The organism is Vibrio hepatarius (assembly GCF_001274785.1).
GTDB classification, from domain to species: Bacteria; Pseudomonadota; Gammaproteobacteria; order Enterobacterales; family Vibrionaceae; genus Vibrio; species Vibrio hepatarius.
On sequence record NZ_LHPI01000001.1, the window covers coordinates 766205 to 782833 of the forward strand.

Consider the following 16629-nt stretch of genomic DNA (forward strand, 5'->3'; position numbering starts at 1 on the left):
CCAATGCCGCGTATCAAACAGATACAAATCAATCGGGGGTTCACAATTAAGTACGAGTAGGAAGCTCACTACTTGATTGCGTTTGATTTGACTTTTGATGTAGCCATAAACCACTCGCTTTCATTGTGTAACCGAACACGCCACCCAAAATTAATGAAGGAATAACGAGTTGCCAGTTACCGTCGGCAGCAAAAGTTGCACAACAACCAATGAAAGTACCAGGAATGTAGCCAAGCCACGCTTTCTTAGCTTGAATACACATCATGAAAGAGACGATAGCAGTGATAACGTAACCCATAATTTCCAAAGAAACATAACTCGACGCATTGATGATCACCATTGCCCAGAACACACCAGTCATGTTGGTCATCAAACTTACCGCTAGCCCTTTCAAACCACTGTTAGGTGATGCAAAGTAACTTGTGCATCCTAAAAATCCTGCCCAAGATAGCAACCCAAGTGAGACGGCAATCCATCCCCAAAGACCGGACAAAATACCTGTTGTGAGTGAAATAGCGACTAGTGTGCCCATAGTGTTACGCCTCATGTGATTTATACACATCGAAAGTACAAGGACGCATCATAGTGCTAAATGGAGCAAATATCACAACCTAGATCACATAAAGTACGCAACAGTATTATTGTTAGTCACAAATTACGTGATGCAATCGATATTTCAACAGATTTAGTTACTGAGTATTTTCTAGATTGGAGATCAAAGTACCGTTGGCTTGCCTTTCATCATTCGTAGCCCTTCTCGCTTAATGCATTCTATTAACGGGTTTTCAACCATGTCTGCGCGCCAGATGAATGACAGTGTACGTTCCATATTGAGATCTGGAACATTCAACGCCACTAATTGCCCACTATCAATAAACCTCTCTACATCTAGATATGGTAAGCAAGTTAGATACTGACCATTGGCAACCATGCTCCTGATCACAGGTACGTGCTCGTATTCCCGCCACACATCGAGGTCTTCTATTAAATGATGAATGGAGCTATCAAAAATCTTGCGAGTGCCGCTGCCGTGTTCTCTCAGCACCCAGCGCGCTTGCTCAAGCTGAGCGAGACTAACCGTCTTGTGTTTTGCAAACGGGTGATGGGCTGCGGCAACCACCGTTAAGTGGTCACGACACCAAACCTCTTGTTCGATTCGGTTATCGTCACAGCGTCCTTCGATAATGCCGAGATCGTATTTGTAATCAAGCACGCCTTGGATAACGCTGTCGGTACTCTTTACATTTAGCAGAATACGCAGTTCTGGAAATGAATTATCAATAATACTGATAAGGTCTGGAACTAAATGTTCAGCCGGTGTTTGGCTAGCACCAAGCTTTACGTTACCGCTTAATAAATGCTGCTCGTAGAACCCCATTTCGATCTGTTGAGCGTCTTGCAATAGACGTTTCGCTTTCGGCCTGAGCCACATCCCCCAATGGGTAAGCGCCATCTGCTTACCTTGCCTCTCAAATAGCGGTCGACCGAGCATTTTTTCTAATTGCGCCAAAGACATACTGGTTGCTGACTGGGTTAATGCCAGTTTATCAGCCGCCAAGCTAACGCTGCCTGTATCGGCTACTGCGTCGAATACAGCTAGTTGTTTTAGTGAGTATCTCATTCCGCTTCAATCCTTGTTTTCGGACTTATTTTTCTTCTTGGGACTTGTTGTTAAATGTTTCGGATATAACCGACAAATACGCAAACCGTTTCATTTTAACGAGTGGCGTTGTTATATCAATATTTTTGATGAGGTTTTTAAAAATTATCAATTTTACCTGTAGCAAACCGCGCCCTAATCTGGATTGGCAACGAGGGATTTCTTCTTGCAAACATAAGGAGGTAACTATGCATTTTCAGACCCGGGAGCATTTATGACTCAGGCTCAAGCGAACATTCAATATTTCTCACCAATGGAAATGATGGCTGAAGCAGAAAAGTTTGCGCTTAGTAAAGCGAAGAAAACAAGCTCGATGACTTTAAGCCTTGCGGTAATGGCCGGCGCATTCATTGGTCTGGCATTTCTTTTTTACATTACCGTCACGACAGGTAGCGCAGGTGCTGGATGGGGATTAAGCCGATTTGCAGGCGGTTTAGCATTCAGTATGGGGTTAATTTTAATCGTGTTATGCGGTGGCGAGCTGTTTACCAGTTCTGTGTTAACCAGTATTGCCTGGGCAAACAAACAGATCACTTTTGGCAAAATGCTCAAAACATGGGGCAAGGTTTACGTTGGTAACTTTATTGGCGCGATGTTGCTGCTGGCCATTGTCAGTGCGGCAGGTTTGTACCAAATGGACAACGGCCAATGGGGCCTTAACGCACTCAATATTGCGCAGCACAAACTTCACCATACTGTCATTCAGGCGTTTGCCTTAGGCATTTTATGTAACCTTCTGGTTTGTTTGGCTATTTGGCTAACTTTCAGCAGTGCAAATGCGATGACTAAAGCGGTAATGACCATCCTACCAGTTGCAATGTTCGTCTCCAGTGGATTTGAGCACTGCGTTGCAAATATGTTCATGGTGCCACTTGGTATCGTCATTCAAACCTTTGCACCAGAAAGCTTTTGGACTCAGGTTGGCGTCGCCCAAGCGCAATACGCAGACCTCAATATTACGCAATTTGTTACCGCTAACTTAATTCCGGTAACGATAGGAAACATCGTCGGTGGTTCAGTACTGGTTGGCTTAGCTAACTGGAGTATCTATCGCCGTCCACAACTTAAAGCAGCATCACTTTCAACGATCACTACGACTACAAAATTAGCGTCAGTTAAGGAAACCACTATGAGCACTAACATTCTTGTTCAAGACATCATGAACCCAAATCCAATCACTCTAAGTGCAGACGTTCATACCCCTACTGCGATTGATACGTTGCTAGACAATCATATCATCAGCGCACCAGTTGTTGATGTCGAAGGTCGTCTGGTGGGTTTCTTCTCTGCTCACGACGTGATGGTCGATTTGTGGTGTCAAGATTACTTGCCAGTATCAGGACAGAAAGTGGTCGACTTAATGTCTCGTGACGTAGTGGCGATTGATGTGTCTGATAAGTTGGTCGACGTCGCTGAGTTCTTGTGTATCGACAAAGAGCAGCTCTACCCAACAACCAGCGTTGGCATCGCGACACGCTTCAGCACTTTGTCTTTAGAAGAGCGAGCTAAATCAATGCGCGTGAGCAAGCCACATGTACTTCCAGTCCTAGATAACGGCAAATTGGTTGGTGTGGTAACTCGTGAAAACGTATTGGCGGCACTTAGAAACATTTACGGCGAGCGCGTGTCTTTAGTTGAAGAAAAAGCGCTAGAAACAGCGTAAAACGCACTCAACGACGTAGTGTTTCACTCAGAATTTGGTCAGGAAATAAGTCGCTTGATCAAAAAAGCCCTCAACATCTGTTGAGGGCTTCTCTATATTTAGCTGTAACTTATATTACTTTTGCACGCCTTCTACGTGTAGTTCCATATCAACATAGCTAGATGAACCCATAACTGCGATGTTGAAGTCAGCAAGCTCTAGACGAGTTGTACCGTAGAAACCAGCACGTTGACCGCCCCAAGGGTCTTGACCAGCACCGATAAACTCAGCATCGATAGTCACTGGCTTAGTCACGCCGTGTAGGTTCAAATCACCCATCACTTCCAGTTTACCGTCACCTTTATCCACGACTTTAGTGCTGGTAAATGTTGCTTTTGAGTACTTAGACGCATCAATAAAATCAGAGCTACGAATGTGCTTATCACGCTCTGCATGGTTTGAGTCTAGGCTTGTAGTGTCTACATTTACTGTCACTTTAGAAGCCGCAACGTTTGCTGGGTCGTAAGAAAACTCGCCATCAAATTTGTTAAAGCGACCTTTGATAAAGCTGTAGCCTAGGTGGCTTACTTTAAAGTTAACCGATGCGTGTGCACCTTTTGTATCAATCACGTAATCCGCTGCGCTTGCACCAAATGGCAGTGTCATTGCCAATGCTAGTCCAATTAACGTCTTTTTCATTTTGAAGCTCCTATCATTTTGCGTAGCGTGTTGTCTTTATTAATAAAGTGGTGTTTTAACGCAGCCAATGCATGTGCTGCCGCAATTAAAATCAATGCCCATGCAACGTAGAAATGTATTTCACCCGCTAAGTCAGCTTGGCCTTCAAAGAAAGCGCCTGCCCCCGGTACGGTAAACCACGTAAATACATCAATTCCACGACCATCTTCTGTCGAAATCAGGTAACCAGATACAAACAGAGCAACTAAAAGTAGATACATCAAAATGTGTGCAATCTTAGCGCCAGTTACTTCGTAAGGTTGACCTTCAATCTTTGGTGACGGCGTCACATGTTTCCACACTATTCTGAATACAGTCAGAATAGCTAATAGAATTCCTATAGACTTATGCCAATGAGGTGCGGTGCGATACCACTCACTGTAGTAGGACAAGTCCACCATCCACAATCCAACACCAAACATACCTATTACCACAACAGCGGATAACCAATGTACCGCTCGAGCAATAGGGTTATAGTTTTTTACTTCAGGTTTCATCGCAAGCTTTCCACAAATAAATGATTCTTCTTATCAGTAAAGAATACCTAACACCCCATAGGTTTAACAGATTATTTACCAATCTTTACAAGGGTGACACTGCTGCAAGCTGATGAAGTCGTTCAAAATTTTCGAAGGAACTTATATAAAATGCTAAAACTCACTTATTTGTTCTATCTCATACAGTTCATCTGCGATATCCATCATTTTACGCTGCATAACCGTTTGAGCGTCGCTCAATCCCTTGTTGTAAAAGGCTGGTGCAAATTTATCGACGATAAAATCAAACAGAAAATCTGCGTCAAACTGACCAATTTCTACGTCTAACTCGTCTTCTAAATAACCTTTTAACGCGTTGGACATCGCTTGTTTTTGTTGTGATGTAAATTCAATCTTAGACATAAACCATTAACTCTACGTGAATTTTCGGCAATTAAGTGTAACCGAACTTTACACTAGCATGATAACCTAACCCTGCTTTATGCAGTCATGGAGATTTTAAGATTGTTATTGGATGTGCTAATTCAAAGTGTGAATGAGTTTCAGGCGGATTGCATGAAACTGTGCGAAAAGCACTACCCAACCATACATAACAGAGGAATGAGCGAACACCATTTGGGTTTAGCGTTTGCCCGCCGTTTATCGCGCACGTTGAATGAATTTGGCCACGCCTACGAATACAAACCTCTCGAAAGCATAAGCAGCACGGATTACCCACATCATTATCGGGTAAGCTCTGAAATCGGCTCAGTTTGGATTCTTACTTCTCATCTTGTCAGCGCAGGCTCTTCTTGCCGCAAAAAGCAGCTTAAAACGATAGCTCAGTGGAAAGAGGAATATGGATTCGCTGTGCAGCCAAATGATTTGCTTTTAATGCTGACAGATCATTGGATCACCCGCAGCAAACAAAGCCGTGAGTTACTCCATTGGTGGACGGGGCAATTGCCCGATGAGATTGATGACTACCGCACGCAAGGAATAAGCTTGTACGAAAGCGAGTCTCAGTTGGCGTTATCACTAGAGCAACACTTTAACTTAAGTCCTTACTACGTAAAGTTCACTCACCCACTTAAGCGTGCGACCGATCAGCAGTTGGTTCGAAAATACGTTCAGTTGTTTTCGGTAGTACAACTCAGCTGATCGACTACATCTAACCAATCGGCTGAGCACTCTATGCAGTCGCTCTTTGGTTGGATTTCACGTGTTTCTTGACCTTTTTCAGCGCCATTTGTCGTTTTAGCGGTGATAAATAGTCGATAAAGAGGTTGCCCGCCAAATGGTCAATTTCATGCTGCATAACAATTGCAAGAAACTCGCTGCTTTCGATTCGAATCGGATTGCCTTCTCTATCTAAAGCCTCTACAACAACCGAGGTGTATCTCTCTACATCTGCGTAGTAGTCAGGTACAGATAAACACCCTTCTTGCCCCATGGCTTTGTCCTGCCCAGATACCACTTGCGGATTAACCAGAATCAACGGTTCATTGCGTTGTTCGGACAAATCGATAACTACGATTGCTTCGCGTCGACCAACTTGTGTTGCGGCTAAACCAATTCCATTGCTCGTGGCATACAAGGTATCCAGCATGTCGTCTATTAAACCTTGAACCTTATTAATATCGGCTACTTTTTCTGCGGCGACTTTAAGTCTTGGATCTGGTGCGGTGAGTATTTCTAATACAGCCATGTTTTCCTACTACGTTGTTTGGATCTCAATTCTTTAGCTAACTTTGTTTTACTTGCTTGATGTGAGCCCAGTGCGCTCGACGATTTCTGTATCAAAGCCATCTAAGCTCTTTTGATTGCGTGTTTCCCAGTACTCTTTAACACCGTCATGGCCGCGTTTATCTGCCCACTTAATGAGATCATCACGGTCACCTTCATAACTAAAGTACGGAACCGACATACCACATGATGCCTGTACTAACTCAATATCTAATATGAAGATTTGACGAGCGCCAGTATACGTTGGAAAGAGTTCAGTATAGCTTTGCCATTCTGCATCACCTTCGTGTAGCACCGTCGCGTTGCCGTAAGCACGTAAAATCAACGGCGCGCCTTCGAAGGCGCAAAACATGATTGTCATTCGGGCGTTTCTAAGTACATGCGCAGCAGATTCATTACCACTACCGGTTAAGTTGAGCCAGGCTATTTTCTTAGAATCGATGACTCGTAACGAATCACCACCTTTCGGCGACAAGTTTACTTTTCCACTCTCTGCGGCGGTCGCAACAAAATAGATATTTTGTTTATCGATAAACTCTATTTGCTTGGTAGTTAACTCTTCAAATGTTTTGCCCATTACTGCTCTCCCTAGCGAAGATTTTTATTCAAGCAAAGCTGCGTTCCAGTGCCTTGCTTAGCCAATTCTCATATATAAAGCCAACTTGATTCGAATTGATACCACGTTCATTCCAGCCCCTGCAGGTTTTTGATGAAAATCGTAAATACCTCACCATTAATTGACCAATTCATCAATTACATAACAGTACATCTCTGCTTATACGCTGTGTGATGCGCTAGTTAAATCAGGTACGCTGATGTTTTATTTGCACCGGACAACTTAATATAATCATACAAGATAGATTTAGTTATAGTGCGCAAAAGTGCTGTTTTAGGCTAAAAATTGTGCCTTTACGAATGATGCGTGGATGTCATAGTTCTTTCATCTAACTGAGACATACTCGCTCAAAGAGAGAGTAATGATCATCATTCAGTGAAAAAACTAAAACGTTATCAATACGAAAGATACGCTGTTCTATGCAATTTGGCTTATTCACGCGTGTTAAAGCAAACTCGCTACGGCTTTGCCCCTAACGGCCAACGCGTCATCAATAACCGTTACGGTAAGCCGATGATTCGTGTCCTTTGGAGCAATGATAATGATGAAGTCATTGTCGTTATCAAAGGTTCTCACAACCCTGTCGATTGGTTGCTTAACTTAGCGATGTGGCAGAAAAAATGTCATCAATTTGGTTTAAAGTATTCAATTCACGCCGGTTTTCATTACTTACTTACCCAAGAGAGTATGCCGAGTCATAAGAGTGATCGCTTAGGGATCTCTGTTTACGATCGTTTGCAAACCATACTGCTCCCTCACATCGAACAAGGTAAAAGAGTCACCTTCACAGGGCACTCCTCTGGCGGTGCAATAGGTTGTGTACTTGCCGATGCGCTAGAGAATAAATATCCCAAATCCATCAAGCGCGTTGTGACTTTTGGCCAACCTGCATTCGGTGGTTTCTCGCTAAGAAAGCACTATCAACTTGCGCATAAAACCTTTCGAATATGCTGTGACCTCGACATCGTCACATTTTTGCCCCCTCTTGCAGGATTGTACCTACATACAGGCAAAATGCTTTGGCTATACAATGGACGAATATATGAAAACACTCCTACACTTATACGTTTAGGGCGATCTTTCGCTTCGTGGTTGATTCGACCTTTCTCGTATCATTTGATGGAGAAATACATTAGAAACAAAGATTTCTTTGATGAACGCTAAATGACGATTCTGAGACATTACTTCAGAAAATACCCCTTAGAACTAAGGCATTCTTAAATTACTCTATAAAAACATATTGCTGTAGATAGTTGAAATATAACAACTCCTACCCAAAGAATGCCCTAGGTCATTTACGTATCTTATGTGTGCGCATCCGTTGTTCCATTTGGTTAACAAATTTGCGTTCACAAATATTCAGGAAGGTGTACCAGCTAAGATGATTCTCAATACCCAAAGTCAGTTTGAAAGTTGTCTGTCCCTCAACGACCAACAGCAGTACATTGCTAGCTACGATGGCCTAACGCTGACTAGCGTATTTCAGCCAATATACGATACTCAACAAAGTATCGTCGGACTTGAAGCGCTAGTACGTATATTCGATAGTAATCAACAACCTATCCGTCCGGATCTGTTCTTTGGTTCTACTGACGTGAGTGACAACGATAAAGTGAATGTTGAGCGTTTAAGCCGCGTTATTCACATGCGTAACTTTGCCCGTTCGGCTCTAAGAAACAAGATTCTGTTTTTGAATGTACTGCCTATTGCAGCCGAGAAATTAGCAATGGGTGACATTAAAAGCGGTTTACTTGTTCGTAGAGTGGAAGAGTTAAAACTCACACACTCTCAGATCGTACTTGAGCTCATCGAGTTAGATACGCAAAATCCTGAAGTTCTTAACCGCGTCATGCACCAGTTCAAGCAACACGGTTTCAAAATTGCGATTGATGACTTTGGTGTCAATGCCTCAACAATTGAGCGCGTTAAAGACATCACACCAAACATCATTAAGTTTGACCGTTCAATGTTATTGGAACACTGCGATGGAATTACTGAACCTTTAAAGTTCGCGATTGACCTTGCAAAAAGCATTGGCGCAAAGACCGTTATTGAAGGTGTAGAAACCGAAAAGCAGCTCCAAGCGATCCAGCATCTCGATATTGATATGTACCAGGGGTTTTACTTTGCGATGCCTAAACCACTCTCTGTCGATGTTGCATATATTAACTAGCGTAACCCTTTGGTTGCGCTCACTTCTTTTGCTCTAAGTTAGCAGTTCTGCAAACATCTACCGACATATTATTAACATCCATCCTGTGACGAAAATTCAACATTTATAACCATATTTGTTATTTAACCCAATTTATTGCTCTAGATCAGCAGAAGCTAATTTAGCACTCGTGCTACAAGACCAATTTTTGTAAATTCCTTTTCATACTTTGAAAAACTTTTTACAAAATGTAATTTTTAGGACTTTATATGCTTGAGCTATTAATTGGTTTGGCCGTCACAATTGCTGTCGGCTATTTTATCGTGAAGGGTTATAAACCCGCTGGTGTGCTGTTGACCGCGGGTCTGATTCTTTTGATTTTGACCGGCATCCTCGGTCACACCGTCCTACCTTCAAAAGTTGCGTCAACAGGTAACATGGTGACTGACTCCCTTGAGTACGTGAAATACATGCTTCAGTACCGTGGCGGCGGCTTGGGTATGCAGATCATGTTGCTATGTGGTTTTGCTTCGTACATGACGCATATCGGCGCTAACAATGTTGTAGTCAAACAGTTTTCTAAACCCCTTTCCGTCATTAAATCGCCATACGTACTATTAGTTGCTGCATACATTGTCGCGTGTTTGATGTCTTTGGCTGTAAGTTCGGCAACAGGTCTCGGTGTGCTGTTGATGGCAACCTTGTTCCCGATGATGACTGCGATGGGCATCTCTCGTCCAGCAGCTGTTGCTGTGTGTGCGTCACCAGCGGCAATCATTCTTTCTCCTACTTCTGGTGACGTGGTTATCGCAGCAGAGAAATCAGGTATGGCGCTGGACGTATTCGCGGTTCAAACCGTGTTGCCTGTTTCAATCTGCGCAATCATTGTGATGTCTGCAGCGGCATTCTTCTGGAACAAATACCTAGATAAGAAAGAAAACTCACCAATGGAACGCATCGACGTTTCAGAGATCGAAGTGAAAGCGCCTGCGTACTATGCGGTACTGCCTTTCCTTCCAATCATCGGTGTTTTCCTATTTAACGGTCGTACTATCCCTGGTCTTTCATTAGATATCTACACCATTGTTGTACTGTCTATCGTACTAGGCGCACTAGTGGATTTCGTGACTAAGCGCTTTAAAGGCAAAGAGACACTGGAAGACCTAGAGTCTTGCTACGCAGGTATGGCAGACGCATTTAAAGGCGTGGTGATGCTATTGGTTGCGGCAGGTGTATTTGCACAAGGCCTAATGTCTATCGGTGCAATCGACAACCTATTACATTTAGCTGAAACAGCAGGCGCTGGCGGTATTGCTCTAATGCTGATCCTAACGGGTCTAACTGTAGCGGCAGCAATTGCAACAGGCTCAGGTAACGCACCATTCTACGCGTTTGTTGAACTGGCCCCTTCTCTAGCCGCTAAAATGGGACTAAACCCTGCATTCCTAATCATCCCAATGCTTCAAGCATCTAACCTTGGCCGTACAGTATCACCTGTATCTGGCGTGGTTGTAGCGACATCGGGTATGGCTAAGATCAGCCCATTTGAAGTGGTTAAGCGTACGTCAGTACCTGTGCTTTGTGGCTTGATTACCGTTATCTTCGGAACACTGGTATTGGTACCAATGACAGCGTAATCGACAGCGAAAAGAAAGGGCGCAATATGCGCCCTTTTTTATTGTTCGTTCAGTACACAGACTGTTATTTCATATCGCCATAGCGTTCTAAGTACATCACTGTTGCTACGGTGCGAGATGGGACTTTGAGCTTCTTCAATAAGCTTTTCATATGGACCTTAACAGTCGATTCCGAGATAAACAGTGCATCCGCGATCTGTCTATTTCGATAGCCTTTCGCCACCTCACGTAAGATCTGCATTTCTCGATCAGTCAGCTCATCAAATACATCGGTCGAGTGTTCTCTCATTTCCAAGTACTTCTGCACTTCCTGACTGTAAGACTTGGTGCCTGTCAGAGATTGTTTTAGCAGATCCACCAGCTCATCAGGTTCAGTGTCTTTTAGTAAATATCCGTCAGCCCCTGCTTTAACGATGGCTTCGATATCCGCTGGGCTGTCAGAGACCGTCAGAATAACAATGGAAGCATCACAACCATCTGCGCGCAACGCATTAAGTGTATCGAGTCCGGACATGCCTTTCATATTAAGATCAAGCAGGATCAAGTCTGGTTGCAACTCGTGGTTCAAAGCAACAGCATCCGCGCCATTACTTGCTTCTGCCACCACTTCAAATTCTTCTTCGAAACTGAGTAGTTGGTTGATTCCTCGTCTCATCAATGGATGGTCATCCACCAGCAGTACTTTATATTCGCTCAACGTTTACTTCCTTAGTCTTCGGGTATTCTAATAATACTTGGCAACCTTCACCCATTTGGCTCGTCACACTTAGGTTGCCGTTTAATCTAGATGCACGCTCTTGCATGATACTCAACCCATAATGGTTGAGTTTCTCATTTTGTTTATCAAAGCCAACACCATCATCAATCACAGAGACGGTGACCTTATCTTCGGTCTCTTGGCATCGAATCGCTATCTTTTTGGCGTTGGCGTGTTTAATCGCATTAATGGTCGCCTCTCTGATTAACTGTAGTAGATGCACTTGTTGGTTGGCATCCAACTCAATCGACGAGAGTTCATTATTCAGTTCAATCTTCGCTTCAGTTTGTTCGCTCAATTGTTCAGTCATTTCATTCAAAGCAGAACCAAAACTGCCTTCGGTAATCGACAAGCGGAAAGTCGTTAGCAGCTCACGCAACTGGGTGTAAGCAGAAGACAATCCTGTATCTAATTCTGCAAGAATCGGCGTCGTCTTCTCCAATTGATTGGATTCCGGCAGTTTAGCCATTCCTCTTTTAAGCAAGGAAACCTGAATCTTTAGATAAGACAACGATTGAGCAAGAGAGTCATGCAGTTCACGGGCGATCGTCGCCCTTTCTTCCATCAACAACAACTGCTCGGCCTGACGCTGTGCTTGATTGTAATACACGGCGCGAGACAATATTTGAACGAAGTTATCAATCAAAGCTTGGTCTGGGCACGGTAACGTCACTTTCCAATAAAGCGTGCCGAGTTCTATCCCATCAAGTGACAAAGCTTTACTTTGGCAATTATCACCGCATTTGGTGCACTCGCCGCCTTCGGTAAGAATCAGTGGCTTTTCACCCTCGGCAGTGATTTCCAATTTGGCCGCCGCAATCCCTTCCAAACTCACAATATGTTTTAGGATCGCTTCAAAGTTGTCGTGGGTGATTCGAGAAACGGTTAATTCTTGCGAAGATTTGTAAAGCACCTTCAACGAATCATTCGCGTGCTGGAGCTTCTGCGTCTTCTCGTTAACGGCCTTTTCCAACCCGCGATACAGTTTACCGAGCTCCGCCGCCATATCGTTAAATGTTTGCGTGAGTATGCCCATTTCATTTTCTGAGGACACATTCAGCTCAACATCAAAAGAGCGCGATTGGATCTGTTGGCTCGCTGACACGAGCGAGTTAAGCGGCTTAACGATCTGCTTGCGAATATAGTGTACGACAAACATGCTGACGATCAGGATGCCACCTAAACCAAGTCCACCAACCCAAGCGAGTTTAATGAGCTTCTGCTCTGAAAAGTTCTGCAACTTAAACACAAACGCATCGATTTGCTGAACAAACTCAGCCACCAGTTCGAGGTACATTTCTCGGTCCTGGCTTCTTAAAACATGTTTTAGTTCATGCCAACGGATGATCAGCATGTAGTAATCATTCGTGATGTCTTTTGGCACGGTCCAACTTTGCAGCGCTTTCATCGAAGGCGAATAAATCGAGCGTTCGAACATCACAATATGATCGGTGTAATCGGCCGACGAAGACTGAATATCGTGCGCCAATCGATAGCTTTGCATGCGCATCGAACCAGCTACGTTAACTGCCTCTGCATCGTTTAAGCTTGAAGCCAAAGTAATGATCGCAAAGCTTGTTGTCGCCAACGACAAAGCGAGGATTAAACCCATCGCTTTTGCCACTGTACTTGTGACCGATCTCTTAACAAACTTTAACACTGCTTCACCATGCTTAACCGCTTCTTCGCCTTTATTAATACTCTTATTAACCGGCTGGCACAATATGTGATCAAACCATCCGGAATTTATTGATCTAAAACAAGAACTACTGGCAATTAACCCCTAAGGGGTATTTATACAAATATGTCAAAACTTACAATTTATGTGAGCTTAAATGACAGTTTATTAATGGGAACTGTGAACTATGCTTAGTTCAGGTTCTTAAAATTTGGATTACACAGTGATCGACATATCCAGACGGCGTTTTTTTTCGCGTACTCGAGTAGACGAATCGACAGTTCGATTGCCTTGGTTAGCTAACCCAGCGCAGTTTACCGATTTATGTACTCGATGCGGGAAATGTGCCGATAAATGTGAAACGAAGATAATCACAAAAGGCGATGGGGGCTTCCCTAGCGTCGATTTTAGTATTGACGAATGCACTTTTTGCTACCAGTGCGCTGACGTTTGTCCTGAATCACTGTTTCTTCCTAAAGCAGACGCACCGTGGAACGCAAAAGCGACGATTAATGATAGTTGCTTAGCGAAACAAAATGTTGAATGCCGCAGTTGTGGTGATGCGTGCGAAACAATGGCGATTCGATTCAAATTAGAAATAGGTAAAGTCGCCCAACCAAATTTAGACCTTGATGAATGTAATGGCTGTGGCGCATGCGTTTCGGTATGCCCAACTTCATCCATCAATGTGAGCAATTTAAACAATAACGGAAGATAACTATGTCACTTAACGAAGTGCATATTTCTAGCTTAGTGGTTCATGTATCTCCTGAACACTTAGACGAGATTAAACCTCAAATCGAAGCATTCGAAAATGCTGAGATTTACGGCGATAGCCCTGAGGGAAAAATTGTCGTGGTTTTGGAAACAGAAAATCAGGGATTCATTACCGACACCATTGACGCGATTAACAATTTACCGAACGTTTTGAGCACAGTTCTGGTTTATCACCAAATCGAAACTGAGCTGAATGACGAATCGAATGATAAAGACACTGGAACCGAACATTCCCAAACCGAGGGTGAAGTATGAAGATGACAAGACGAGCGTTTGTGAAAGCAAACGCAGCAGCATCAGCTGCGGCAGTAGCGGGCGTTACCCTGCCAGCTTCTGCAGCGAACCTGATCGCGAGCTCAGACCAAACTAAAATTACATGGGACAAAGCGCCTTGTCGTTTCTGTGGTACAGGGTGTTCTGTTCTTGTTGGTACACAAAATGGCAAAGTGGTTGCAACTCAGGGCGACCCAGAAGCACCAGTAAACAAAGGCCTTAACTGTATTAAAGGCTACTTCCTATCTAAGATCATGTACGGTCAAGACCGTCTGACTCAGCCACTGCTTCGTATGCGCGATGGCCAGTACGACAAAGAAGGCGACTTCACTCCTGTTTCTTGGGATGTGGCTTTCGATACCATGGCTGAGAAATGGAAAGAAGCACTGAAGCAGAAAGGCCCGACTAGCGTTGGTATGTTCGGCTCTGGCCAGTGGACTGTAATGGAAGGTTACGCAGCGGCTAAGATGATGAAAGCGGGTTTCCGCTCTAACAACATCGACCCTAACGCACGTCACTGTATGGCATCAGCGGTAGGCGCGTTCATGCGTACTTTCGGTATCGATGAACCAATGGGTTGTTACGACGACTTCGAGAACGCAGATTCATTCGTTCTTTGGGGTTCGAACATGGCAGAAATGCACCCTGTTCTTTGGACTCGTATTACTGACCGTCGCCTAAGTCACCCACATGTTAAAGTTAACGTGCTGTCGACTTACTACCACCGTTCTTTTGAGTTAGCGGATTCTGGCTACATCTTCACTCCGCAAACTGACTTGGCGATTGCGAACTTCATTGCAAACTACATCATCCAAAACGATGCGGTTAACTGGGACTTTGTTAACAAACACACTAACTTCAAGCAAGCGACAACTGATATCGGTTACGGCCTGCGTGATGACGATCCTCTACAAAAAGCGGCAGCTAACCCTAACTCGGGCGCGATGTCTGACATCAGCTTCGAGCAATACAAAGCATCTGTTGCGCCTTACACAGTAGAAAAAGCGTCAGAGATGTCGGGTGTTTCTCAAGAGAAACTCATCGAACTAGCGAAACAGTACGCTGACCCAGACAGAAAAGTAATGTCACTTTGGACTATGGGTATGAACCAACATACTCGTGGTGTTTGGATGAACAGCTTGATCTACAACATCCACTTGTTAACAGGTAAAATCGCAACACCAGGTAACAGCCCGTTCTCACTAACAGGCCAACCTTCAGCTTGTGGTACTGCACGTGAAGTTGGTACATTCTCGCACCGTCTACCAGCAGATATGGTTGTTGCTAACCCTAAACACCGTAAGATTGCAGAAGGTATCTGGAACATTCCTGACGGCGTTATTCCACCAAAACCAGGTTTCCACGCTGTTGTTCAAGACCGTATGTTGAAAGACGGTAAGCTAAATGCTTACTGGGTCATGTGTAACAACAACATGCAAGCAGGTCCAAACATCAATACGGAACGTCTACCTGGCTACCGTAACCCAGAAAACTTTATCGTATGTTCTGACCCATACCCTACTGCGACTGCGCAAGCCGCTGACCTTATTCTTCCAACAGCAATGTGGATTGAGAAAGAAGGTGCTTACGGTAACGCAGAACGTCGTACTCAAGCTTGGTACCAACAAGTTGAAACGGTTGGCGAGTCGAAGTCAGACCTTTGGCAGATCATGGAATTCTCTAAGCGCTTCAAGATGGAAGAAGTGTGGACAGAAGAACAACTTGCTGCAGCGCCTCAATACCGCGGTAAAACTATGTATGACATGCTGTTTGCTAACGGTACAATCAACAAGTTCCCAGTTGAAGAAGCGCGTGAGTTGAATGATGACTCACACCACTTTGGCTACTACGTACAAAAAGGTATTTTCGAAGAGTATGCACAGTTTGGTCGCGGCCACGGTCACGACTTAGCACCGTACGATCGTTACCACGAAGTGCGTGGTTTACGTTGGCCAGTTGTTGAAGGTAAAGAGACATTATGGCGCTTTAAAGAAGGCTCTGACCCGTACGCGAAGAAAGGTTCAGGTTGGGACTTCTACGGTAAACCAGATGGTAAAGCACTGATCATCTCAGCGCCATACGAAGCACCACCAGAATCTCCAGATTCAGAGTTCGATCTATGGCTATGTACAGGTCGTGTTCTTGAACACTGGCACACTGGTACCATGACTCGTCGTGTACCAGAGCTATACAAAGCGGTTCCTGATGCGGTGTGTTACATGCACCCTGCTGACGCGAAAGCGCGTGGCGTTCGCCGCGGTGAAGAGGTTGTTATTGCTAACAAGCGTGGTGAAGTCCGAGTTCGTGTTGAAACTCGCGGCCGTAACCGACCACCTGAAGGCTTGGTATTCGTACCGTTCTTTGACGCACGCATCTTGATCAACAAGTTGATCCTCGACGCTACTGACCCACTGTCTAAACAGACAGACTTCAAAAAGTGTCCAGTTAAGATCACCAAAGTTGCTTAATGAGAATGC

Annotated in this window: 17 protein-coding genes; 8 read left to right on the forward strand and 9 right to left on the reverse strand. The window is 44.2% G+C overall.

Annotated features, from left to right (window positions below; genetic code table 11):
• Nucleotides 1–46: 46 nt before the first annotated feature.
• Both AKJ31_RS03425 and AKJ31_RS03430 read right to left on the reverse strand, forming a co-directional pair.
• Nucleotides 47–532: a DUF1097 domain-containing protein gene (locus tag AKJ31_RS03425; protein WP_053407673.1), complete on the reverse strand. Its 486-nt coding sequence runs from the start codon at nucleotides 530–532 to the stop codon at nucleotides 47–49.
• A gap of 183 nt (nucleotides 533–715) precedes the next feature.
• Nucleotides 716–1621 carry a LysR substrate-binding domain-containing protein gene (locus AKJ31_RS03430; protein ID WP_053407674.1) on the reverse strand — a complete coding sequence of 302 codons (906 nt, stop codon included), beginning with the start codon at nucleotides 1619–1621 and terminating at the stop codon, nucleotides 716–718.
• Nucleotides 1622–1874: 253 nt separating this feature from the next.
• On the opposite strand from AKJ31_RS03430, the gene focA reads away from it, so the two are divergent.
• The gene (focA, locus tag AKJ31_RS03435) at nucleotides 1875–3323 is read left to right on the forward strand and encodes a formate transporter FocA (protein ID WP_053407675.1); all 1449 of its coding nucleotides are present in this window, start codon (nucleotides 1875–1877) and stop codon (nucleotides 3321–3323) included.
• Between the two features lie 114 nt (nucleotides 3324–3437).
• Here the strand turns inward: focA and AKJ31_RS03440 are convergent, their stop codons facing one another.
• From AKJ31_RS03440 to AKJ31_RS03450, 3 genes are all read right to left on the reverse strand, one after another.
• Nucleotides 3438–4001 carry a YceI family protein gene (locus AKJ31_RS03440; RefSeq protein ID WP_053407676.1) on the reverse strand — a complete coding sequence of 188 codons (564 nt, stop codon included), beginning with the start codon at nucleotides 3999–4001 and terminating at the stop codon, nucleotides 3438–3440.
• On the reverse strand, nucleotides 3998–4537 hold the full coding sequence (locus tag AKJ31_RS03445) for a cytochrome b (RefSeq protein ID WP_053407677.1): 540 nt from the start codon (nucleotides 4535–4537) through the stop codon (nucleotides 3998–4000). The genes AKJ31_RS03440 and AKJ31_RS03445 overlap by 4 nt, the downstream gene beginning before the upstream one ends.
• A 153-nt stretch (nucleotides 4538–4690) precedes the next feature.
• Entirely contained in the window at nucleotides 4691–4939 is a 249-nt protein-coding gene (locus AKJ31_RS03450) for a DUF2164 domain-containing protein (protein WP_053407678.1), read from the reverse strand.
• Nucleotides 4940–5041: 102 nt separating this feature from the next.
• Between AKJ31_RS03450 and AKJ31_RS03455 the strand changes: the two genes are divergently transcribed.
• Nucleotides 5042–5677 (forward strand): hypothetical protein, encoded by a 636-nt coding sequence (locus AKJ31_RS03455; RefSeq protein WP_053407679.1) that lies wholly within the window; start codon nucleotides 5042–5044, stop codon nucleotides 5675–5677.
• A gap of 31 nt (nucleotides 5678–5708) precedes the next feature.
• On the opposite strand, the gene def is transcribed toward AKJ31_RS03455, so the two are convergent.
• Both def and AKJ31_RS03465 read right to left on the reverse strand, forming a co-directional pair.
• Nucleotides 5709–6224: a peptide deformylase gene (gene def / locus AKJ31_RS03460; RefSeq protein WP_053407680.1), complete on the reverse strand. Its 516-nt coding sequence runs from the start codon at nucleotides 6222–6224 to the stop codon at nucleotides 5709–5711.
• A gap of 48 nt (nucleotides 6225–6272) precedes the next feature.
• Entirely contained in the window at nucleotides 6273–6839 is a 567-nt protein-coding gene (locus AKJ31_RS03465) for a pyridoxamine 5'-phosphate oxidase family protein (protein ID WP_053407681.1), read from the reverse strand.
• Nucleotides 6840–7253: 414 nt separating this feature from the next.
• On the opposite strand from AKJ31_RS03465, the gene AKJ31_RS03470 reads away from it, so the two are divergent.
• The 3 genes from AKJ31_RS03470 to dcuC all read left to right on the forward strand — a co-directional run bounded on the left by AKJ31_RS03470 (nucleotide 7254) and on the right by dcuC (nucleotide 10667).
• Nucleotides 7254–8042, forward strand: a complete 789-nt coding sequence (locus AKJ31_RS03470; protein WP_053407682.1) for a lipase family protein — start codon at nucleotides 7254–7256, stop codon at nucleotides 8040–8042.
• A 217-nt stretch (nucleotides 8043–8259) separates the two neighbouring features.
• Nucleotides 8260–9051: an EAL domain-containing protein gene (locus AKJ31_RS03475; RefSeq protein ID WP_053407989.1), complete on the forward strand. Its 792-nt coding sequence runs from the start codon at nucleotides 8260–8262 to the stop codon at nucleotides 9049–9051.
• A 248-nt stretch (nucleotides 9052–9299) separates the two neighbouring features.
• The gene (gene dcuC / locus AKJ31_RS03480) at nucleotides 9300–10667 is read left to right on the forward strand and encodes an anaerobic C4-dicarboxylate transporter DcuC (RefSeq protein WP_053407683.1); all 1368 of its coding nucleotides are present in this window, start codon (nucleotides 9300–9302) and stop codon (nucleotides 10665–10667) included.
• A gap of 64 nt (nucleotides 10668–10731) precedes the next feature.
• Here the strand turns inward: dcuC and AKJ31_RS03485 are convergent, their stop codons facing one another.
• Nucleotides 10732–11364, reverse strand: coding sequence for a response regulator (locus AKJ31_RS03485; protein WP_053407684.1), 633 nt, complete (start codon nucleotides 11362–11364; stop codon nucleotides 10732–10734).
• A complete protein-coding gene (narQ, locus tag AKJ31_RS03490) occupies nucleotides 11351–13084 on the reverse strand; it encodes a nitrate/nitrite two-component system sensor histidine kinase NarQ (RefSeq protein WP_053407990.1) in 1734 nt (577 codons plus the stop codon). Before narQ ends, AKJ31_RS03485 begins: the two co-directional genes overlap by 14 nt.
• 241 nt (nucleotides 13085–13325) lie before the next feature.
• Here narQ and napF point away from each other — a divergent pair, with 241 nt between their 5' ends.
• The 3 genes from napF to napA are packed head-to-tail and all read left to right on the forward strand — an operon-like array spanning nucleotide 13326 to nucleotide 16620.
• Complete coding sequence (gene napF / locus AKJ31_RS22425) at nucleotides 13326–13820, forward strand: ferredoxin-type protein NapF (RefSeq protein ID WP_072161208.1); 495 nt, start codon at nucleotides 13326–13328, stop codon at nucleotides 13818–13820.
• A 2-nt stretch (nucleotides 13821–13822) separates the two neighbouring features.
• A complete protein-coding gene (locus AKJ31_RS03495; protein ID WP_053407685.1) occupies nucleotides 13823–14134 on the forward strand; it encodes a chaperone NapD in 312 nt (103 codons plus the stop codon).
• Nucleotides 14131–16620 (forward strand): periplasmic nitrate reductase subunit alpha, encoded by a 2490-nt coding sequence (gene napA, locus AKJ31_RS03500; RefSeq protein WP_053407686.1) that lies wholly within the window; start codon nucleotides 14131–14133, stop codon nucleotides 16618–16620. Before AKJ31_RS03495 ends, napA begins: the two co-directional genes overlap by 4 nt.
• The last annotated feature ends 9 nt before the right edge of the window (nucleotides 16621–16629 follow it).